Here is a 21,278-nt window from a genome sequence, read left to right as displayed (position 1 = left end):
TGAGTCGGTACGTCCCCTACCGCCACGGTGCTTTGCCATGTATGCCTCACCCCAGCCAAACCACAATCATCTGCTTGCGGCGCTCCCGGCCTTCGACCTCAAGCGCCTGATGCCGCACCTGGAGCAAGTCAGCCTGGTGCTGGGCGATGTGCTGTATGAACCGGGGGATACCTTGCGCCATGTTTACTTCCCGACCGACGCTATCGTTTCCCTGCTGCACGTCACGGAAAACGGCTCGTCAGCGGAAATCGCCGTGGTCGGCAACGAGGGCTTGATCGGCATCGCCCTGTTCATGGGCGGCGAAAGCACCTCCAGCCGGGCGGTGGTGCAAAGTGCCGGCAGCGCATTTCGCCTGCCCGGGCAAAAACTCAAGAAAGAGTTCAACCGCCATGGCGATCTGCTCCTGCTGATGCTGCGCTACACCCAGGCGCTGATCACGCAGATGTCCCAGACCGCCCTGTGCAATCGCCATCACTCGATCGACCAGCAATTGTGCCGATGGCTGTTGTTGTCCCTGGATCGTCTGCCCGGCAATCGCCTGAACATGACCCAGGAGCTGATTGCCAACATGCTCGGCGTGCGTCGCGAAGGCGTTACCGAAGCGGCTGGTAAACTGCAGCGCCAAGGCGTCATCGAGTACAGCCGCGGGCAGATCACCGTACTGGACAGAGTGCGCCTGGAGCGGCTCAGCTGCGAGTGCTACCTGGTGGTCAAGACCGAAACCGATCGTTTGTTGCATTACACCCGGCGGCAGGACGAATGATGATGCTGGTGTCCGGCCGCACCATTGGCCAAGTACCGAGTTTAAAGATAGGCTCTGGCCGACCTCCCTATCGAACATTCAGACCATGACCGGCCCAGACTTTTCCCCTGACGTCCACGCCATCCGCAGCATTGATGCCGTGCCCGTCATCTTGAGCATGGTCAAGCATCTGACCGGGATGCGTTTTGCCGCTGTCGCCAGGGTTACCAACAGAAGCTGGGTCGCCTGCGCCGTTGATGATTCAATCGATTTCGGTTTGAAGCCTGGCGGCGAACTGGTCCTCGAATCGACCATCTGCCATGAAATCCGCCAGCACAGAAAACCGGTCATCTTCGGTCACGCCAGTGCACACCCGGTTTTTTCGCTGCATCACACCCCGAGAACTTACGGTTTGGAGAGCTATATCTCCATCCCTATCATCAGGGCCAATGGCGATTTTTTCGGGACCTTGTGTGCCATCGATTCGGTACCGGCCAATCTCGACGAGCCCGCCATTGCCAAAACACTGACACTTTTCGCCCAACTGATCGCCATGAGTCTTGATACGCAAAGCCGTCTGGAGACAACCAAAGCCGCGCTGGTCGATGCCACTGAACATGGACGGCTGCGTGAGCAGTTCATCGCCGTATTGGGGCATGACCTGCGCACGCCCTTGAGCGCGATTCGGCTGAGCGCCGACCTGCTGGAAACGAAAACTACCGAGGTGCGATCACTGAACCTGATCGCTGCGATCCGCAATAGCTCGACGCGAATGGGTGTCTTGATAGAAAACGTGCTGGATTTTGCCCGGGGAAGAATGGGGGGCGGGATCCCGGTCAGACGCCAGTTGACCGATGATCTGGGGGGCACGCTGAAACTGACCCTGGACGAAATACAGGCTTCACACCCCCAGGCGACCCTGATCCACTTTCTGGACATACCGCCCGGCATCTATTGCGACTCGTTGCGTTTGAGCCAGTTGCTTTCCAACCTCCTGGGCAATGCGGTCACCCATGGCTCCCCGACCGCGCCCATCAACGTGCGGGCCTATGCCGAAGGTGATGAAATCGTCATATCGGTGACCAATCAGGGCGCTCCGATTCCAGCACAGCTGATGCCGCTGCTGTTCGAACCCTTTACCCGCTCCGAAGCGGGTCAACGCGGTGAAGGTCTGGGATTGGGGCTTTATATCGCTTCACAGATTGCCACGGCGCACAACGGCAGCTTGAATGTCTCCTCGACGCGGGAGACAGGAACTTGTTTCGTCGCAAGATTCCCGGCTGCGTTCAAATGGATCAGATGAGTGTCTGCCCTGTACGCTCAGCGGAAAAAAATAGCGGGAAGCCGGTTCAGACTTCCCGCTAATCCTGCTACCCCTTACGAAGTACCCAAACCTCTGGACAGATCGGCGGGACCACTGCTGGTTTCGGCTTGAGCCTGTTGCGGCTTGTTCTGTGCATCCGGGTGATCCGTCGTTTTGGTGACGGTATCGCGCACCGCCTCAAACCCCTCCCGCGCCTGCTGTTTGACCTTGTCGGCCAAGCCGGCGCTGGTCTTGCCCATGTAGCGTTGCTCCGTCGCCGTCGACGGTAATGCCGCGCCGAGCATGGCGCCCAGTGCAATACCCGCAGCGGCGACCATCAGCGGTTGTTCCTTGAGCAAACGGCCCAACTGATCACCCACTACCTGCGTGCTGTGCACCAAACGGTCGCTGGCGTCGTGCATGGCGTGGCTGATGTTGTCGCTGGCCGCGCCGAGGTTGTCTCCCAGGTTCGCCGCCTTGTCTTTCACGCTCTGATAACCCTCTTTGAGCGTGTCGGCAGTCTGGTGCAAATGGTCTCGCGCACTGTCGATACCCTCCGCCAAGCCATCGGCCCACTCTCCGGCCTTGTTCTTATCCGGCGTCACGGGGTAAGTCAGGCGCGGCGTCGGCGCACGGTTCTGGCTCATCATCAGCCACAGCAAACCAACCGATGTGAGCACGGCTGGAACGGGATTATTGCGCACGCTGGTGCCCAGGTTGCTCAGGAAAGTCGTCCCGTTGTTCTGCATGAAAGACAACGCCTGATCGAAGGCCTGGCCCGGGGTGAACTTGCTTTCCAGTGCGTCGACAATGTTGCCGATGCTTTCCCGCTGCGCATCGATATCGCGCTCGATGGCCTCTGGACTTTTCTGCGACTCGTATTCGAATTCACTGTTCATGAGACTCTCCTGCGCAGCGCTTCCTGGTCTTTGTTCAAGGCGTCCAGCGTCCGGTCAGGCTTTAAATGGGACGGCTCGAACTGTTTTTTTCCAGCCTGGAGCATGGCGAACCCGACGATCATCACCACGACGCCAACAATCAGCGCAGCCAGCCACGGCGCCATCACGATGCTCAGCCCATAGACGGCGGACATCAACAGGATGATGAAGCCTGCCAGCAGCACAATCGCACCGCTCGCGACCCCGGCAATGCCTGCCTTGAGCGTTGTCAGGCTGGTCTGTAGCTCGGCTTTGGCCAGCGCCAGTTCCTTGGTGAACAGCGCGGGCACTTCGCGGGCCAACTGCCGTAGCAGGCCGACGACCGAAACGTCAGGATCAGGTACGGGCATCGGTCTTGCGCCAGGGAAATCCGGATCTTCTCTGTTCATCACAGTGCTCCATTGAAATTTGTCGAACCAGGGGTCGGGCGAGTAGCAAAGTCCGAAGTGTGGTCTTGCTCGTTGGGCGCGGCCGGCGTAATGCCAGTGGCCAGGCCAGGGCCTTGACCCGCGTGTGATGGTAGGGGCGATTCGTAGGGCCGCTGCGCTCCAAAACCACCTGACGCAGGCATTGAATGGTCTGCGGCCGGATCCCTGGAATCGGCAAATGTCGCCGCGGGGGCGGCACCGGCCTTGAGAAAGCGCGACAGGCCAAAGCCCAGGGCAATGCTGCCGGCAATGAACAACGCAGGGTTGTTGCGGGCCAGGTCGGCGCCGTCATGGAGCAACTGTTCGGCACTTTTGCCTCGCAGATTGCCGGCCAGCCCGCTCATGGATTCGGCCATGTCCGCGAGGTAGTCGGACATGCCAAGGGCGTCCTTGTCCTCCAGTTCCGAAACGAAAGACTTCGCCCCCTGGGCCAGCGCCTCGATCTGGTCGGCGGCGGTATCGCGATATTGGCCGAACTGCGCATCCGCCTGCTGCCGGGCGCCGCCCAATGCTTCTGTGACGTTTTCCTTCAAGTGTTCAAAGCCTTGCTCTGGCCCTCCTGAATCAGGTTTATCTGGCTGGCTATCGGTGCCGCTGTCTGTAGTGTTCATGTCGCCCCTCGCCTTCTGAATGAAAAAAAGCGTTATCAGGGATCGCCACGAAACAGCCGCAGCCCCCCCTCAATGCAGATGACGGAGCGGCGTTATGGGGAGTTCCAATGGAATGATGAGTGCACTTTTAAAGATCGCAGCCTTCAGCAGCTCCGACACGTTTAGGCGACTCCCTGCGGGAGGCGGCGATCTTTTAAGTCATTGACAGAGGACGCTGGACACCAGATTCAACAGCCGCAAGTCGGTCCTGACTATGCCGATGACACTTTTGAGGTAAACCGCCTGGGCTTGTGACCGGATAATCGAAAGCTTACTAACGGAATGCCGGGGTCCACCATGACGAATGCAGCTACCGAACAAGTCAGTGCAAAAACGCTGAGGAAAGTGATTGTGGCTGCCGGCATCGGCAATTTTGTCGAGTGGTTCGACTTCGCCGTCTATGGTTTTCTGGCCACGACCATCGCCCAGCAATTTTTCCCCAGCGGCGATGCCAGCGCCGCCTTGCTCAAGACCTTCGCGGTGTTTGCCGTGGCCTTTGCGTTTCGGCCCCTTGGCGGGATTTTCTTCGGCATGCTGGGCGACCGGATCGGCCGCAAGCGCACCCTGGCCATCACGATTCTGCTGATGGCCGCGGCGACGACCTTGATCGGTCTTCTGCCCACCTACGCCGCGATCGGGGTCATGGCGCCGGTGCTGCTATCGCTGATCCGTTGTGCCCAGGGCTTTTCCGCAGGCGGGGAATACGCCGGTGCCTGTGCCTACCTCATGGAACATGCACCAAGTGATAAACGCGCCTGGTACGGCAGCTTCATCCCTGTGTCGACATTTTCCGCGTTTGCCGCAGCAGCGGTGGTGGCCTACGCACTCGAGGCGTCATTGTCGGCCGAAGCGATGGGCAGCTGGGGCTGGCGCCTGCCGTTCCTGGTTGCCGCGCCGCTGGGCCTGGTTGGACTCTACCTGCGCTGGAAACTCGATGAGACCCCGGCATTCCAGGCGGTAACCCAGGACCATGCGGTCGCGCACTCCCCCCTCAAGGAAACCCTGCGCAACCATGGCGCGGCGATCTGCTGCCTGGGCGCCTTCGTGTCATTGACGGCCCTGTCGTTCTATATGTTCACCACCTACTTCGCGACCTACCTGCAAGTCGCCGGTGGCCTCACTCGTGCAACGGCGTTGCTGGTGTCACTGATTGCGTTGCTGTTCGCCGCGGCGATCTGCCCCCTCGCCGGGTTGTATTCGGACCGGGTCGGTCGGCGAATGACAGTGGTGACCGCTTGCGTCCTGCTGATCGTGGTGGTGTATCCATCGTTCCTGATGGCCAGTTCCGGCTCGTTCGCCGCGTCCATCGTCGGCGTCATGCTCCTGGCGATTGGCGCGGTGTTATGTGGCGTGGTCACTGCGGCCTTGCTTTCGGAAACCTTCCCGACCCGAACCCGATACACCGCCTCGGCAATTACCTACAACATGGCCTACACCCTCTTCGGCGGTACCGCCCCGCTGGTGGCGACGTGGCTGATCAGCACCACCGGCAGCAACCTGTCACCGGCGTTCTATCTGATCGCGGTGGCATTGCTGGCGCTGGCGGGTGGCTTGGCGCTACCCGAGACTTCGCGGATTTCCCTGCATGACATTGCGCCCCGGAACAAAGGAGCAGGCGTCAGCGCCACGGCCTGAAAGGCGCCAAAAAGGGGACGGCACTGACCCTGCCCCTTTGCCACCAACCCCTGATCAGATAGCAGCGATCAGCCCGGGTGAATCCGGGCTCGATCCATGTTCAAAGCAGCGCTTACCCTGACAGGCTCTGGAGGTGAACTGTTTTCTGATTGGGTCCTGTCACTGGTGCAGCAGTGCCAATTACTGAACGGTCGCCTCGGGGTACATCGCCGGCGCGGCGCGAAGTATTCGCATACCGAGCAGCACGACCACAACCAATACGACCCCCGCGACAATACCAACACCGAACCCTGCCCGCGCGCCGTAGACGTCGATGACCAGGCCCGCAAGTACCCCACCGAGCGCTACGCCGGTGCTTATACCTGTCGTCATCCAGGTCAGCCCTTCGGTGATCCTGGACGATGGAACGATGATCGAACCAAGATTCATGACAATGACCATAGTGGGTGCGAACGAACTGCCTGCTACAAAAAGCATCCCGGCAAGGATGTAGACATCCACAGAGAAAATCGGCAGCACGCCCGTTACCGCTGTTACCAACACTCCTGCAAGGAACTGCTTTTCAATCGACAGGGTGAGCCTCAACATGCCGAATGTCAGGCCAGTGATCAATGAGCCGAGGGCATAGGCCGCGAGGATGAAACTGGCAGACGCGGGCCAACCTTGTTCGTTGGCGAAAGCAACCACAGCCACATCGATTGATCCGCCGATCACCCCCATCACCAGAAGCGCCACCACGATGGTGCGAACACCAGGGATAAACAAGGTCGAACCTGTGCTTTTGCTGCTGGATACGACGACCTTCGGCTCGGTCTGACGCTGCAGCAGAAAAGCCGTGACGCCGATAATCAGCAGCACCACCGCGGCAAGGGGGCCGGCTTCGGCGAAGAAACTCGTACTCAAGCCAATGGCGATGGGTGGGCCGATAATAAAGGCGAGTTCAGTCAGTACCGTGTCCAGCGAGAAGGCCGTGTGTAGTTGCGGCTTGCCACGGAAAAGCTGTGTCCAGCGCGCCCTTATCATGGCGGGCATGCTGGGCATCGCACCCGCCAGTGCCGCAAGAATAAAAAGCAATACGGCCGGGGCACTCATATAGACAGCAAGTATCAGTGCCAGCAACATGCCAACGCTGAAGGCCGTCACCAGGGGCAGGACTCGACTCTGACCGCGCTGATCAACGAGTTTCGACACTCGTGGGCCGATCAAGGCATTGGCCAGGGTAAAAGTACCTGCGACAGCACCGGCCAGCCAATACAACCCGGTATGCTGCACCAACATGGTAATGATGCCGATGCCGATCATGGCGTGCGGTAGACGGGCAATGGAACTCGCGATGACTAACCCCATTACCCCGGGGGTTGTCAGAAGCTCGCGATAGGGATTAGCCATGATTTCTCCACTTTTATGATTTGACGCGGAGAAATACCCCGCTACAGGCGGTTTGAACTATGGGCAGGGAAGTCAAGGCGCCAACACTTTATTCCACCATAATTCTTGCCAGTTACTACGAGCCGCCAGCAGAGAATCAACGAAAAAGGAAGCATCCTACTTGGCTATCGGAAAGAGCTGACAATGCGAGCAATGTGTTCAGAGTTCACGCAAAAAAATCATAAGCGACTGATTGCAAAGACCCTGTCGCAGCCATCAAAACAGTGAATACTGTTTATATGTAATCTTGCGTTCAGCGATAAAAATCGCCTGACGCAATAAGCATTTTAATCAATTAAATATCTATCGCCCCGCAGATTGCGCGTGGTCCTGATCACTCGACAGCGGTGGACGGGATCAATGACAAGATCAAAAGCCAACGCGTCAGTTTTCACTGGACGATTGACACCGGGCACTCTGCCGGCAGTCAGATGTCCTTCGGCTCCTGCACAGGCGCGGTGAACCACTTGTCTCTGGGTACCCACTTCTCTTCCTGCGGATCGCCCAGATAGTGCGGCGACATGATCTGCACGCCGTACTCGTTGAACACATCCTGGATATTGGCGTGCAGCATGCTCAGCAACACCGCGCGCGGCCGGGGCTCGCTCGGAATGGCCTGGGCCACCAGGCGGTATTCGGGATAAAAGTCCGACAATGCCGTCTGGAATACCTGCGCCGGTGGTTTCTCCAGAATGCCGGGAGTGCGCCGGGCCGCTTCCAGCAACATCCCTTCGACCTGCCGCCACGGCGTGTCGTAGCCGATGGTCACCACCGTATCGACCACATAACCGGGGCCCTGAACGACCCGCGAATAGTTCTTGGTGACTGCACTGGTGATCATTGAGTTGGGCAATGTCAGAACCTCGCCCAGACCTGTGCGGATGCTGGTGGTGAACATGCCCAGTTCTGTGACGGTACCTTCGTGATCGCCAATACGCACGAACTCGCCCGGCCGCAGGGTACGGGTGTAGGTCAGGATCAATCCGGCGGCCGCCTGGCCCACCACACTGGACGCCCCCAGGGAAATCATCAGTCCGATCAGCACCGACAGGCCTTTGAAGGCATCGGTGCCGGCTCCCGGCAAGTAGGGATAGGCCATGGCCAGGGCAAACAGCCAGATCGCCAGGGACGTCAGGCGTTGGGTCGGTTGCAGGGTTTCATGGTTCAGCCAACTGACAGTGCCGGGGCCGGACATGCGCCGCAGAACCCTGTGAGAGAAGGCGCTTACACCGCGGGCGATGAAAAAGATCGCCAGGGCCACGCCAATCCCGGGGATGGCCCCGAGGATCCCTTCCAGTAGATAGTCGGCGACATTCAGCAGATAGTTATTGAGGCTTTCGCCCCATGGCCGGGTGTAGGGAAACCGCGACAGGACAAAACCCAGCCACTCGTAGGTGAGCAGCAATACCAGGGCCCAGCGCAGCAACTCCAGCAGGCGGCTGACCACTGGATACAGGTAATTGGCGTCAATCAGCGGTACTTGCCCGACCTTCAGCGCCTGGGTATGTCGACGCATCAGCCCGGGTAGTTTGGCCAGTAGTTTGCGGCGCACAAACACCATGCCAAGGAGCAGGCCCAGGTAGATAGCCGTGGCGAGCAAGACAGCCCCCACTGACCAGATTATCAAGCGCAGGCTGCGAGACTCATGGACTTCCGCCACCACCTGGCTGAGTTTTGCGGCCGCGGCTTCGGCGGCCTGCTGCGCCGAGTCGAATTCAGTGGGGTCGAAATCCTTTGGCGTCACGATAAACGCGCGCCTGCTGCCCAGCAGCACCATGTAGCTGTTGAGCACCGGGTCTAGGGTGACGTTAAGGTCCTGCGCCTCATCCAGCGCTTCAATAATCACCGTCTTCGCCCGCTTGACCCGAGAAACCGGTGTTTCGCCCAGCATGGTCGCGCGAAACACCATGATGCTGCGGTTGGCCACTTTCAATTCAGCGGGAGCGTCAACCACCTGCGGTGCATCCTCGGCCCAGAGCAACACTGACCAGAACAGCCCGAAGACAGTAAACAATACCGCGAGCAGCCTGCTGCGCATGGCTTGGTTCCTTTCATCACAAAGATTCAGGACAAGGGTTTCTAACGCAGCCTAGTTCAGCGATGAATGGATGTCAGATTTGCCGAAGCGCCTACCCGCTGATTCCGCGCTCGACACCAATCCCCTGCAGGAGCTGGCTTGCCAGCGATAGCGGCGTGTCAGCCGCCAAAGATGGTGGATGTGAGGGCCTCATCACTGGCAAGCCAGCTCCAGGTTTGTATGGGGAATTCGGCATCCGCGCATGACACAAGTCCTGTGGGAGCTGGCCTGCCGGCGATGGCGGCGCGTCAGGCGCACTTGGGAAGAGCGAGCTGACCGTTCAAGCCTGATCGAGGATGACCTATGATATTCATCAATTATTCCTTCGGTTCTCCCTAAATGATAAAGCGCTGCACTTTGCTCGACCATGATGGTTGGCTGCCCCTGCGTGTTGCTCTGTGGCCGGATTCCGCTTCGGACAATGACCATGTCAAAAACACCATACTGAGCGCGCCAGAGCGCTATCTGGTACTGATCTTCGTTGATGAACAGGGCAATGCTTCAGGGTTTGCCGAGGCTTCGCTCCGAGCGGACTATGTCAACGGTACCGATTCATCGCCTGTGGCCTTTCTCGAAGGACTGTACGTCCAGCCCGCCAGTCGGGGCCAAGGCATAGCGCGACAACTCGTTGCGGGTATCCAGCAGTGGGCCGAAGAAATGGGATGCACCGAGTTGGCTTCGGACGCACTGCTGGATAACCAGGGAAGCCACGCCATGCATGAGGCTCTGGGTTTCACAGAGACCGAACTGGTGGTTTATTTCTTGAAGTCTTTAGGGGCCAACAAGGCGTAGTAGTGCGCAAGTCCACGTCGGTGTAAACCAAGGTACGTTCGCCGAACAAAGACGACGGGGGAGAAAGTAGAGGCGCTTGATCTCCAGGAATCTATTGAGCTCACCTGCTGTGGCGAGGAAGCTGGCTCCCTCACCACCTGGTTCAATGTTTATTCCAGCGGGGCGACGTTATCCGGTTGACGGCCAGGTCCGCCAGCATGATGACCTGCAACCCGGTTAACACGCGTAATCGTTCACGACCTTCGCGACCAGGCTCGCTCCTACAGTGACTCTGCAGCGGGCACAAAATCTGCGTACGGCCACATTCCCCTGTGGGAGAGCTGGCCTGCCAGCGATGGCGGCGTGTCAGGCGCCGGTGATGTTGGATTGGCCGGCCTCATCGCGAGCAGGCTCGCTCCTACAGTGAGTCTGCAGCGGACACAAAATCTGCGTACGGCCACATTCCCCTGTGGGAGCTGGCCTGCCAGCGATGGCGGCGTGTCAGGCGCCAGTGATGTTGGATGGGCCGGCCTCATCGCGAGCAGGCTCGCTCCTACAGGGTCGTTGGTGTACCGGGTTTTTGCGGAAAATGGCGGAAGGCAGCCGGAGTCGAACCTGCCCGGGAACGGATGCCGTCCCCAACCGGGTTTGAAGCCCGGCCGCGCCACCGGGCGCGATTGCCTTCCTTGAAATCTTGCCCTTGAATCAGTCTCCTGTGCCCAGGGCCAGTGCGTTGTCCCGGCGGATCTGGCGTCGGTCGCCCATGCGCCGGGTCAGGCCGATGCGGTCGAAGTATTCAAGAATCTGGATGCTGCGCTTGCGCCCCAGACCCACCGCGTCACGAAACGCCGCCACCTGGATCACCGGGTCGGCGTCCGCCAGTTGCACAAGCATAGCCGCCAATCGGCGGATCATGCTGTCGGGGTAGAACAGATCACGGACCACTTGATGGACCAGTCCCAGGCGCGCCATTTTGCGCAGCAGTGTGCGCACGGTCGCCTCGTCATGCCCCAGGTTGCGCACCCATGGCGGATCAAACCCGGCAGTTTCGAACAAGGGTTGAAGCTTTTGCCAAAGGGCTTCGTCCGCTTCGCTCAAGCGCACCTGATGCCCGGGCAGATGCAGCCATGGCCCGTTGCTGGCAATGGCGCCGCTGGCCATCATCTCGTCGAGCAAACTGAGGAATGTCGGTCGCTCCAGGGCACTGGCGCTAAAGCGGCGCAGGCGATCCCGATCCGGGCCCATCTGGTCCGGCTCCAGTTCATGGAAGCGTGCGAGGTGTTCCAGCAGTGGCGTTTTCAAGGCTTCCCAGCGAGGGGTGCTGAACAGCAAGGGGCCCTGGCGGGTATCGATCAGGCGTACGTCATCGGGTAAAACCCAGGTGCTGCGTGGCTGGTTGAACTGACGCTCCAGAAGACGCGGATCGAGCCCGCTGTCGCTGTGGGCCAGCAACGCCGGCAGCACGTCCTCCAGCCGAGAACTGCTGACCAGCGCCTGCAACTGCGCCAGGCGCTCGGGGCTGCGGCGTTGTCGGGTCGGGGCAAAGGGATCGAGCACGCGACCACCACCAAGGGTGCGCTGGGCGCTCTGATCACGCAGGATCAACCGATCGCCTTTGACCGCCTGAACCGGTGTATTGAGCAGCAACTGCGCGAACATCCGCCCGCCCGGTGCCAGGCTGGCCCCCTGCAGCAACGCCACGCGCCCGGTCACGTCCTGGGTACCCACATGCACATGCACCGGCTGGAAGTGTTCGAACGCCCGCGCCTCGGCGGGCAGCAATTGCATGTCGATATCCAGGCGCAAAGTCGGCGCGTACAACGTATCAGCCAGCAACCAATGGCCCCGATGAATCTGCTCCAGTGCCAAGCGTTCGGCGCTCAGGTTCAAGGCCACGCGCTGACCGGCAAACGCACCATCCGCAGGCTGGTTCTGCGCATGCAAACCGCGAATGCGCACGGGTTTGCCCTGGGGGCCCAGCAGCAAGGTATCACCCACTGCGACCCGCCCGGACAATGCCGTGCCAGTGACCACGATCCCGGCGCCGGCGACGCTGAATGTGCGGTCGATCGCCAGTCGAAAGCCGCCCTCGGTACTGCGTTGCCGCACATTGCGCTGCGCCTGTAGCAACAGTTCACGCAGGGGCTCGACACCTTCGCCCGTCACACTCGATAACGCCGTTATTGGCGCATCGGCATAAGGCCCGGGAGCCAGCAGCGCCTGGATCTGCTCGCGAACCTCAGCGACCCTGGCCGCGTCAACCCGGTCACACTTGCTGATCGCCACCAGCGCCCGGGGAATGCCCAGCAGCTCGACGATCGCCAGATGCTCGCGGGTCTGCGGCATCACGCCGTCATCGGCGGCCACCACCAGCAATACCAGATCAATGCCTTGGGCGCCGGCGAGCATGTTATGGGTGAAGCGCTCATGGCCGGGCACGTCGATGAAACCGGTCAGGGCGGCGCCCGGCTCCAGCGCGGCGTAAAGGTAACCGAGGTCGATGGTCATGCCGCGCTCACGCTCTTCCCGGCGGCGGTCACCGGCCTGGCCGGTCAGGGCCTGGAGCAGTGCAGTCTTGCCGTGGTCGATGTGTCCTGCGGTGCCAACAATCACCCTGCCCGGCCCTCCACCTGCAACTGATCGAGCTGCGCCAGCCACGCCGGTTCATCGTCCAGTTGCCGCAGGTCCAACCACAGGGCGTCGTCGTCAAGGCGCCCGAGCACCGGTACCGGCAAGCCGCGAAAGGCCGCCTCAAGATTGAGCAGGCTGCGTCCGCGCAGGCGTTTCGATACCAGCGGACGAAGGCACAGCGCCGCACTGGGAAGCCGCGCCACCGGTTGGCTGCCGCTGCCGATCATGCCCTGCGCCTTCTGCGCGCTCACAGCCCAGGTGTCGCCTAATGCTTGCGCCAGTGAAGGTTGCAAGCGCTCGGCCTGGGCGAGGATGTCGGCTTGGGGCCGGGTCAGCAAGCGCAGGCTGGGCAAGCGTTCGGCCAGTCGATCCGGGTTGCGGTACAAGCCCAGTACGGCTTCGAGGGCTGCGAGGGTCAGCTTGTCGACCCGTAACGCGCGTTTCAGCGGGTTCTTCTTGATTCTGGCGATCAGGTCCTTGCGCCCGACGATCAACCCGGCCTGGGGGCCGCCAAGAAGTTTGTCGCCACTGAAGGTGACGATGTCCGCGCCATCGAGCAGCGCCTGGCGCACGGTCGGTTCGGCGGGCAGGCCCCAGCGGGTCAGATCCAGCAGACTGCCGCTGCCGAGGTCCTCGAGCAGCGGCAGGCCATGTTGATGGGCCAGCGTTGCGAGTTGCGCAGTCGGCACGCTGGTGGTGAAACCCTGGATGCTGTAGTTGCTTGCGTGCACACGCATGATCAAGCCGCTGCGCGGGCCGATGGCCGCTTCGTAATCGCGGGCATGGGTGCGGTTGGTGGTGCCAACTTCATGCAGCTTCACTCCGGCCCGGGCCATGATGTCGGGAATGCGGAAGGCGCCGCCGATTTCGATCAGCTCGCCCCGGGAAATGATGCCTTCCTTGCGCGCGCCCAGGCTGTTGAGGGCCAGCAGCACTGCGGCGGCGTTGTTGTTGACCACGGTCACCGCTTCGGCACCGGTCAGCTCGCGGATCAGCCCTTCGATCAAGTCGTCGCGATCGCCGCGCTTGCCAGTGTGCAGGTCGAACTCCAGATTGAGCGGATAGCGCGCGGCAATCTGCACCGCATCTATGGCCTCCTGCGGCAACAATGCCCGCCCGAGGTTGGTGTGCAGCACCGTGCCAGTGAGATTGAATACCCGACGCACATGGCTGCGATGTTGTGCCTGTAAACGTTCGCCAGCCCTGCCCGCCAGCACTTCAGGGCTGATCTCAACCGCTTCGAGCAACCCTTGCTGCACCCCTTCGCGCAGTTCATCGAGCAGTTGGCGCAAGGTGGCCAGCAAGGCATCGCGCCCATAGCGCCCGGCCAGCGGCTGGCATGCCGGGTGACGCAGCAGGCTGTCGATGGAAGGCAGACGCAGGGGTTGGCTGCTACCGCGTGCGGACATCGGGTGCTCCTGAAAACCAATAACCGTCGCGCCAGAGTGTAGACGCTGTGGTCATTCGTCTCCCGGTGCCAGCATCAGATTCGGTGCCAGGCGCTGATAACCGTCCTGGGCCAGGCGCATGTCCAGCAGCAGGCTGGACAGGTCCGCCGACAGCGGCTCGGCATCGGCGTCGTTTTCCAGGTAGAGCAACTTCAGATAGCTGTTGCAGCCCGGGCACATCTCGGCGCGCAGCGGCGCCTGATTGGCGGCGTGGCGTTCGTCTTCAAGACTGAGATACTCAAGCCCCTTGCTCTGTTCGCAATACACGCATTTGACCCGCACCACATGCCACTCGCAGGCACACAGGGAACAGGCCAGATAGCGCAAGCCGTTGTGCTTGCCGCGATGGCGGATCACCCCGGCCATGGCCGGTGAGCCGCAGGCCGGGCATTGGCTGAGGCTGTCACCCGGCGTCAATTTCAAGTCCGGCGTACTCAGCAGCCAGTGGCTCCAGGCCGTCTGCAGGGCCGCGCCCAGAAATGGCACCAGCGCCGCTGGCACCATGGAAAACTGACCGCTGACCAGCGCGACTGCCCAGGCACGCCGTTGCCCGGAGTTGGCGGCGCGTATCGTCGCAACGGCGTCGGCCACGGCCGGTTGCTCTGGCACGGCATAATGTTGCAGGAAGGCATCGAGGTACAGCTGCCAGTCGTCCTCCCGCACCAGGCTGTCTGCGGCAAAGGGTGGCAAGCCGTGTTGCTGGCACAAGTCGATGCGCTGGCGGTCCAGCGGCTCGCTCAAGGGCGGATCGTCGAGCACCCGCTGCTGCGTCCGACAGACGCCGGCGATAAGAAGCAGGTAATCGGCCAACGCATGTCCCTCGGCCAGATGCTCCAGGCGCATCGCACGCAGGCTGAACAGGTTGTGGGGTGGCAGGTAGAGAAACGGCGGCGAACTGGCCGCCGCTTCGATTTGTCCGGGTTCGAGAATGGTTGCCAAAGGCTCAGCCCTTTTTCCTGATCGGTGGTTGCGGCGCCTCGTCGCGAGTCACCTCGCGGTACCAGAGTTCATGGTGTTTCTTCGCCCAGGCGCGGCTGACCCGGCCATGCATCATTGCGCTGACCGAGCCCTTGATCCATATCCCGGCGTAGATGTGCACAATGATGCAGAGGATCAGCACAAACCCCGCCAACGCATGTAACAGCATCGCCCAGCGAATCGTGGTGATACCAAAGTAGTCGCTGAAATACGCGCGCCAGATCACCAGGCCAGTCAACAGCAAACCCAGCATGCACAGCAGTAAAGTCCAGAACAGCAACTTCTGCCCGGGGTTGTATTTGCCGATGGCGGGCACGCCCTCCTCTTCGTTACGCATCACCCGGTCAATGCGCCTGAGCCACAAGCGGTCATTGGCAATGAAATAGTTGGCGCGCCAAAAACGAAACACCAGGCCGAGGAACAGCACGAACATCACTACACCCATGAACGGATGCAGGATGCGCGTCCAGGGCCCTCCACCGAACAGGTTGCTCAGCCAGAACAGCGCCGGGTGGAACAACGCCAGCCCGGACAAACCGGCCATGAAGAACACAATCGCCACCAGCCAGTGGTTGGTGCGCTGGTTGCTGGTGTAGCGCAGGATGGTTTTACGACTCATGGCCGGTCCTCCCCACGGGGATCGAAGGTGTGCACCGAGGGATCGACCTGATGCACGGAAGTATCCGCAAGGTCAGGTTGTTCATCCTCTTCGACCAGTTGCGGTCCGACCCTCACATAGTGGAAGAACCCGGCCAGCACCGCCGCGCCCATGGCCAGCAGCGCCAGGGGTTTGCTGATGCCTTTCCACAGGCCTACCAAGGGGCTGATGACCGGCGCGCTGGGCAGCCCGGCGTACAACTGCGGCGTGTCGGCGTGGTGCAACACGTACATCACGTGGGTACCGCCAACCCCTTGCGGGTCGTACAGGCCGGCGTGTTCGAAGCCGCGACTCTTGAGGTCGACGATGCGCTCGGCGGCGTGCTCCTTCATGTCGACTTTGGTGCCGAACACGATGGCCCCGGTCGGGCAGGTTTTCACGCAGGCCGGCTCCAGACCTACCGCCACCCGGTCCGAGCACAAAGTGCACTTGTAGGCCTTGTGGTCCTTTTGCGAAATACGCGGAATGTTGAACGGACAACCGGTGATGCAGTAACCACAGCCGATGCAATGATCCTGGTTGAAGTCGACGATGCCGTTGGCGTGCTTGATGATCGCCCCGGGGCTGGGGCACGCCGCCAGGCAACCGGGTTCGGCGCAGTGCATACAGCCGTCCTTGCGGATCAGCCATTCAAGATTGCCGGCGTCGGTTTCGTGCTCGGTAAAGCGCATCAACGTCCAGGTCTCGGCCGTGAGGTCCTGGGGGTTGTCGTAGGTGCCGTGATTGTGCCCGACCTCGTCACGCAGCTCGTTCCATTCCGAACAAGCCACCTGGCAGGCCTTGCAACCTATGCACTTGGTGGTGTCGATCAGCTTGGCGACTTCCTCCAGGTTGCGCACCGAAGGCGGCACGGTGGTGGTGGCCGAACGGGCGATGATGTCTTGGCTGGCCATTTAGACTTTCTCCACGTTGACCAGGAATGACTTGGATTCCGGGGTCTGGGTGTTGCCATCGCCGAGGAACGGCACCAGGGTGTTGGTCAGGTAACCGTGGCGCGTGAGCCCGGTAAAGCCCCAATGCAACGGAATGCCGATCTGGTGCACCACTTGATTGTTGACCTGCAGTGGACGAATCCGCTTGGTCACCACCGCCACTGCTTCGATAAAGCCGCGCTTGCTGCTGACCCGCACCCGGTCACCGGCGGCTATGCCTTTCTCCTTGGCCAGCACTTCGCCGATTTCGACGAATTGCTCCGGCTGGGCGATCGCGTTGAGCTTGCAGTGCTTGCTCCAGAAGTGAAAATGCTCGGTCAGGCGATAGCTGGTGGCGGCGTATGGGTAGTCCTTGGCCACGCCAAGGGTGTCCCACACCGAGTCGAAGATCCGCGCCGCCGGGTTGCTGGTGGCCTGCTTGTTTTGCGGGTGCAGCGGATTGATGCCGATGGGCGTCTCGAACGGCTCGTAGTGTTCGGGGAATGGCCCTTCGTTCATCTTGTCGACGGCAAAGAATCGCGCCACGCCTTCAGGGTTCATGATGAACGGATTCATACCCGCTTCCGGTGCCACGTCAGCCTTGAAGTCCGGCACATCGGTGCCGGTCCAGAGTTTGCCGTTCCACCACACCAGGCGCTTTTTCGCATCCCAGGGTTTGCCTTGCACGTCAGCCGAGGCGCGGTTGTAGAGAATCCGCCGGTTGGCCGGCCAGGCCCAGGCCCAGCCCTGATGCTGGTGCATGCCATAGGGATCATTGTTGTCGCGCCGGGCCATCTGGTTGCCCAGCTCGGTCCAGCTGCCGCAGAAGATCCAGCAACCTGAGGCGGTGCTGCCGTCGTCCTTGAGCTGGCCGAACCCGGCCAGTTGCGCATTGGCCTTGACCGCAACGCCGGTGGCGTCGGTGAAGTCGGTAGTGGCGTAGCCGTTGATCTCCTTGGCCACTTCCTCCGGTGATGGTTCCTCGGGGATTTTGTACTGCCATGACAGTTTCAGCATCGGATCGGGGTATACCCCGCCATCAGCCTGATAGCGCTGACGCAGGCGCAGGAACAGCTCGCTCATGATCCGTATGTCGGTGTGCGCTTCACCCGGACCGTCGGCGCCTTTCCAGTGCCATTGCAGCCAGCGGCTGCTATTGACCAGCGAGCCATCCTCCTCGGCGAAACAGGTGGTGGGCAGCCGAATGACTTCGGTCTGGATGTCGGCGCTCTTAACATCGTTGTAAGGCCCGACATTGCGCCAGAACTCAGAGGTTTCGGTGGCCAGCGGGTCCATCACCACCAGCCATTTCAGTTTTGCCAGCGCCGCCATCACCCGGTTCTTGTCGGGCAACGCGGCGATCGGGTTGAAACCCTGGCACATGTAGCCGTTGACCTTGCCCTGGCCCATCAGGTCGAACACCTTGAGGATGTCGTAGTTGGGAATGTCGAGTTTGGGCAGGTAGTCGTAGGCCCAATTGTTTTCCGCCGTGGCGTTGGCGCCGTACCAGGCCTTCATCAGGCTGACGTGGAACTTGCCGTAGTTCTGCCAATAGGACAACTGCCCCGGGCGCAACGGTTTCTGGGTGCGCTTGATAATGTAGGCGTTGTAATCCTGCTCGGCATCCACCGGCAATGTCAGGTAGCCGGGCAGCGAGTTGGACAACAGGCCGAGGTCGGTCAGGCCCTGGATATTGGAGTGCCCGCGCAAGGCATTGACCCCGCCGCCAGGCATGCCGACGTTGCCCAGCAGCAGTTGCACCATGGCCGCGCTGCGGATGATCTGCGCGCCGATCGAATGCTGGGTCCAGCCCAGGGCGTAGAGGATGGTCATGGTCTTGCCCGGTTGCGAGCAAGTGGCGATCTCCTCCCAGATTTTCTGCATGGCATCGACCGGCATCCCGCAGATCTGGCTGGCCAGGTCGATGTTGTAGCGGCTGTAGTGCTGCTTCATCAGTTGATAGACGCAGCGCGGGTCCTGCAGGGTCGGGTCGACCTTGGCAAAACCGTCTTCCCCGAGCTCATAACCCCAGCCGGATTTATCCGTATATACGCGCTTGGCCGCATCGTAGCCGCTGAAGATTCCGTCCTCGAAGCCATAGCCGGCTTTGACGATGAACGAGACGTCGGTGTAGTTGCGCACGTACTCGTGCTGGATCTTGTCCTCGGTCAGCAGGTAATTGATCAGCCCGCCCATGAAGGCGATGTCGGTACCGGTGCGGATGGGGGCGTAATAGTCGGCCACGGATGCTGTGCGGGTAAACCGCGGGTCGACCACGATCAGCCGCGCCTTGTTGTGCGCCTTGGCTTCGGTCACCCATTTGAAGCCGCACGGATGCGCTTCTGCTGCGTTGCCACCCATCACCAGAACCAGATTCGCGTTGGCGATATCGGTCCAGTGGTTGGTCATGGCACCACGGCCGTACGTCGGGGCAAGACTTGCCACCGTCGGGCCGTGTCAGACACGCGCCTGGTTATCGAACCCCAGCATGCCAAGACTGCGAATGACCTTGTGGGTGATGTAACCCGCTTCGTTGGACGCCGCCGAGGCCGCGAGGAAACCGGTGGTCAGCCAGCGGTTCACCGTCTGGCCTGCCGCGTTCTTCTCGATAAAGTTGGCGTCGCGGTCGGCCTTCATCAGGTTGGCGACACGATCGAGTGCTTCATCCCAGGACATGCGCGTCCATTCGCTGCTGCCGGGCTTGCGCACCTGCGGGTACTGCAGGCGGCCGGGGCTGTGAATGAAGTCGAGCAGGCCGGCGCCTTTTGGGCACAGGGTGCCGCGGTTGACCGGATGGTCGGCGTCACCTTCGATGTGAATGATATTTTGCGCGACATTCTTGGAGGCATCGCCCTGGCTGTACATGATCAAGCCGCAACCGACCGAGCAATAAGGGCAGGTGTTGCGGGTTTCATGGGTGTGGGCAAGCTTGAAGTGACGCACCTGTTCGGCAAACGCAGGCGTCGGGGCCATACCCAACGCACCCAGGCTAGAGCCTGCAAGGCCGATACCGGCGACCTTGAAGAATTGACGACGGCTGAGATCCATCGTGCACTCCTGATCAGGTGGAACCCGGTGCATGGCCGGGCCTTTTTGAACAACCACGGTGCCAGCAGCCTGGCTGCCGACATTTGACACTTTAGTCAAGGTATTGGCGCACGGTGTGAAAACCGACCGTCGGCCAGATTTGGTGCACACACAAAACCCTGTGGGGCCGGTTGGGTGGCCCAAATCATCAAGGCGAGCAGGCTCGCCCCCAAAGGGCCATGGGCTTATCATGGCGACCCTGCACAACCCGCCTTTACGAGACCTTCCATGACTTACGATTTTGATCAGGTGTTCGACCGCCACGGCACTGGCAGCACCAAATGGAGCCGCTACCCGGCTGACGTGTTGCCAATGTGGGTGGCCGACATGGATTTCGCCGCGCCGCCGGTAATCATCCAGGCCCTGCAAAAGCGTCTGGAGCACCCGATGGTCGGCTACAGCGTGGCCCAGCAAGACCTGCGCGAGGCTATCGTCGCCGACCTCTGGAACAAATACGCCTGGCGCGTCGAACCCCAGGCGCTGATTTTCCTGCCGGGTGTCGAGTCAGGCGTCAACATGGCACTCAAGGCACTGGTGCAGGCGCAACAGAACGTTGTCGTGCAAGTCCCCAACTATCCGCCGCTGCGCCACGCGCCTGGCCATTGGGGGCTGAACAAGGTCGAACTGAATTTTGACACCCGCGCGGACGGCACCTATGCCACGCCGCTCGATACCTTGAGCCAGTCGTTGCAAGGCGGTGGTGCGCTGCTGTTGAGCAACCCGCACAACCCGCTGGGCAAGGCGTTCCCCCGGGAAGAACTGCAAGCGATTGCCGACATCTGCCTGGAGCAGGACGCCTGGATCATTAGCGACGAAATCCACGCCGAGCTGTGTTTCGACGGCCGCCAGCACACTCCGATAGCGACCCTGAGCCCGCAGGTTGCCCAGCGCACCATCACGCTGATGTCGGCGAGCAAGGCGTATAACATCGCCGGCATGAAAACCTCGTTCATGATCATTCAGGACAGCCACCTGCGCGAGCGGGTCAACCAGGCCCGCTGCGGTATGGTCGACAGCGTCAACCCGCTGGGCATGGAGGCCACCCGCGTCGCCTACAGCGAAGCGGCGCCCTGGCTGGCACAGCTCAAGGACTACCTGCAGGGCAACCGCGACTATCTGGTCGATGCCGTGCGCAGCCGTTTGCCGGGCATCAGCATGCACGTGCCGCAAAGTACCTACCTGGCGTGGCTCGATTGCTCGGCACTGGGCCTGGACAACCCGCAGCAGTTCTTCCTCGACGAGGCCCGGGTCGGCCTGAGCGCCGGGCTGGACTTCGGCGATGAGTGCCAACAGTTCGTGCGCCTGAACTTCGGCTGCCCACGGTCGCTGCTCGAAGAAGGCATCGCGCGCATGGAGCGCAGTTTGCGTAACCGGCAGGCCTGATTAATCCCCCTGTGGGAGCGGGCTTGCTCGCGAAGGCGGTGTGCCAGTCACCCATGCGTGAATTGACACATCGCCTTCGCGAGCAAGCCCGCTCCCACAAGGGCGCTGTGTGTTACCCGGGTTAGCGCACGCTCATCCGAAATCCAACCGAACTCAAGACAAAACGTCAGGGTCAACCCTTTGACTCCCTAGCCTTGAGACCGGAGATTG

The 21,278-nt window shown here is 61.0% G+C and carries 16 protein-coding genes and 1 tRNA gene; 5 read left to right on the top strand and 12 right to left on the bottom strand.

Annotation, left to right across the window (positions count from 1 at the left end; translation table 11 throughout):
* The first annotated feature begins 37 nt into the window (after positions 1–37).
* Both KW839_RS00210 and KW839_RS00205 read left to right on the top strand, forming a co-directional pair.
* Positions 38–763 (top strand): Crp/Fnr family transcriptional regulator, encoded by a 726-nt coding sequence (locus tag KW839_RS00210; RefSeq protein WP_060542073.1) that lies wholly within the window; start codon positions 38–40, stop codon positions 761–763.
* An 85-nt stretch (positions 764–848) separates the two neighbouring features.
* Positions 849–2,045, top strand: a complete 1,197-nt coding sequence (locus KW839_RS00205; RefSeq protein ID WP_218422996.1) for a GAF domain-containing sensor histidine kinase — start codon at positions 849–851, stop codon at positions 2,043–2,045.
* Positions 2,046–2,119: 74 nt separating this feature from the next.
* Here the strand turns inward: KW839_RS00205 and KW839_RS00200 are convergent, their stop codons facing one another.
* The 3 genes from KW839_RS00200 to KW839_RS00190 are packed head-to-tail and all read right to left on the bottom strand — an operon-like array spanning position 2,120 to position 4,022.
* On the bottom strand, positions 2,120–2,944 hold the full coding sequence (locus KW839_RS00200; RefSeq protein ID WP_060542071.1) for a DUF3618 domain-containing protein: 825 nt from the start codon (positions 2,942–2,944) through the stop codon (positions 2,120–2,122).
* The gene (locus tag KW839_RS00195) at positions 2,941–3,372 is read right to left on the bottom strand and encodes a phage holin family protein (RefSeq protein WP_060542070.1); all 432 of its coding nucleotides are present in this window, start codon (positions 3,370–3,372) and stop codon (positions 2,941–2,943) included. Before KW839_RS00195 ends, KW839_RS00200 begins: the two co-directional genes overlap by 4 nt.
* Entirely contained in the window at positions 3,372–4,022 is a 651-nt protein-coding gene (locus KW839_RS00190; protein WP_060542069.1) for a hypothetical protein, read from the bottom strand. Before KW839_RS00190 ends, KW839_RS00195 begins: the two co-directional genes overlap by 1 nt.
* A 336-nt stretch (positions 4,023–4,358) precedes the next feature.
* Here KW839_RS00190 and KW839_RS00185 point away from each other — a divergent pair, with 336 nt between their 5' ends.
* Positions 4,359–5,696, top strand: coding sequence for an MFS transporter (locus tag KW839_RS00185; protein WP_218422995.1), 1,338 nt, complete (start codon positions 4,359–4,361; stop codon positions 5,694–5,696).
* Positions 5,697–5,876: 180 nt separating this feature from the next.
* On the opposite strand, the gene KW839_RS00180 is transcribed toward KW839_RS00185, so the two are convergent.
* Both KW839_RS00180 and KW839_RS00175 read right to left on the bottom strand, forming a co-directional pair.
* On the bottom strand, positions 5,877–7,085 hold the full coding sequence (locus KW839_RS00180) for an MFS transporter (RefSeq protein ID WP_218422994.1): 1,209 nt from the start codon (positions 7,083–7,085) through the stop codon (positions 5,877–5,879).
* A gap of 466 nt (positions 7,086–7,551) precedes the next feature.
* A complete protein-coding gene (locus tag KW839_RS00175; protein ID WP_218422993.1) occupies positions 7,552–9,162 on the bottom strand; it encodes a mechanosensitive ion channel family protein in 1,611 nt (536 codons plus the stop codon).
* Between the two features lie 378 nt (positions 9,163–9,540).
* Here KW839_RS00175 and aac(6') point away from each other — a divergent pair, with 378 nt between their 5' ends.
* Positions 9,541–9,993 carry an aminoglycoside 6'-N-acetyltransferase gene (gene aac(6'), locus KW839_RS00170; protein WP_218422992.1) on the top strand — a complete coding sequence of 151 codons (453 nt, stop codon included), beginning with the start codon at positions 9,541–9,543 and terminating at the stop codon, positions 9,991–9,993.
* A 569-nt stretch (positions 9,994–10,562) separates the two neighbouring features.
* On the opposite strand, the gene KW839_RS00165 is transcribed toward aac(6'), so the two are convergent.
* The 7 genes from KW839_RS00165 to fdnG form a co-directional block, all read right to left on the bottom strand.
* Positions 10,563–10,658, bottom strand: a tRNA-Sec gene (locus KW839_RS00165).
* 19 nt (positions 10,659–10,677) lie between these two features.
* Positions 10,678–12,585, bottom strand: coding sequence for a selenocysteine-specific translation elongation factor (gene selB, locus KW839_RS00160; protein WP_218422991.1), 1,908 nt, complete (start codon positions 12,583–12,585; stop codon positions 10,678–10,680).
* Positions 12,582–14,012: an L-seryl-tRNA(Sec) selenium transferase gene (gene selA, locus KW839_RS00155; protein ID WP_060542063.1), complete on the bottom strand. Its 1,431-nt coding sequence runs from the start codon at positions 14,010–14,012 to the stop codon at positions 12,582–12,584. Before selA ends, selB begins: the two co-directional genes overlap by 4 nt.
* 51 nt (positions 14,013–14,063) lie before the next feature.
* Positions 14,064–14,990, bottom strand: coding sequence for a formate dehydrogenase accessory protein FdhE (gene fdhE, locus KW839_RS00150; protein ID WP_218422990.1), 927 nt, complete (start codon positions 14,988–14,990; stop codon positions 14,064–14,066).
* A 4-nt stretch (positions 14,991–14,994) separates the two neighbouring features.
* A complete protein-coding gene (locus KW839_RS00145; protein WP_060542061.1) occupies positions 14,995–15,648 on the bottom strand; it encodes a formate dehydrogenase subunit gamma in 654 nt (217 codons plus the stop codon).
* On the bottom strand, positions 15,645–16,580 hold the full coding sequence (gene fdxH / locus KW839_RS00140) for a formate dehydrogenase subunit beta (protein WP_218422989.1): 936 nt from the start codon (positions 16,578–16,580) through the stop codon (positions 15,645–15,647). The genes KW839_RS00145 and fdxH overlap by 4 nt, the downstream gene beginning before the upstream one ends.
* Entirely contained in the window at positions 16,581–19,646 is a 3,066-nt protein-coding gene (gene fdnG, locus KW839_RS00135; protein WP_218422988.1) for a formate dehydrogenase-N subunit alpha, read from the bottom strand.
* A 267-nt stretch (positions 19,647–19,913) separates the two neighbouring features.
* On the opposite strand from fdnG, the gene KW839_RS00130 reads away from it, so the two are divergent.
* Positions 19,914–21,068: a MalY/PatB family protein gene (locus KW839_RS00130; protein WP_218422987.1), complete on the top strand. Its 1,155-nt coding sequence runs from the start codon at positions 19,914–19,916 to the stop codon at positions 21,066–21,068.
* Positions 21,069–21,278: the final 210 nt, after the last annotated feature.

It is taken from the genome of Pseudomonas sp. PDM31, assembly GCF_019218965.1.
Lineage (GTDB): Bacteria > Pseudomonadota > Gammaproteobacteria > Pseudomonadales > Pseudomonadaceae > Aquipseudomonas.
This window is presented reverse-complemented; position numbering and strand designations above follow the sequence as displayed.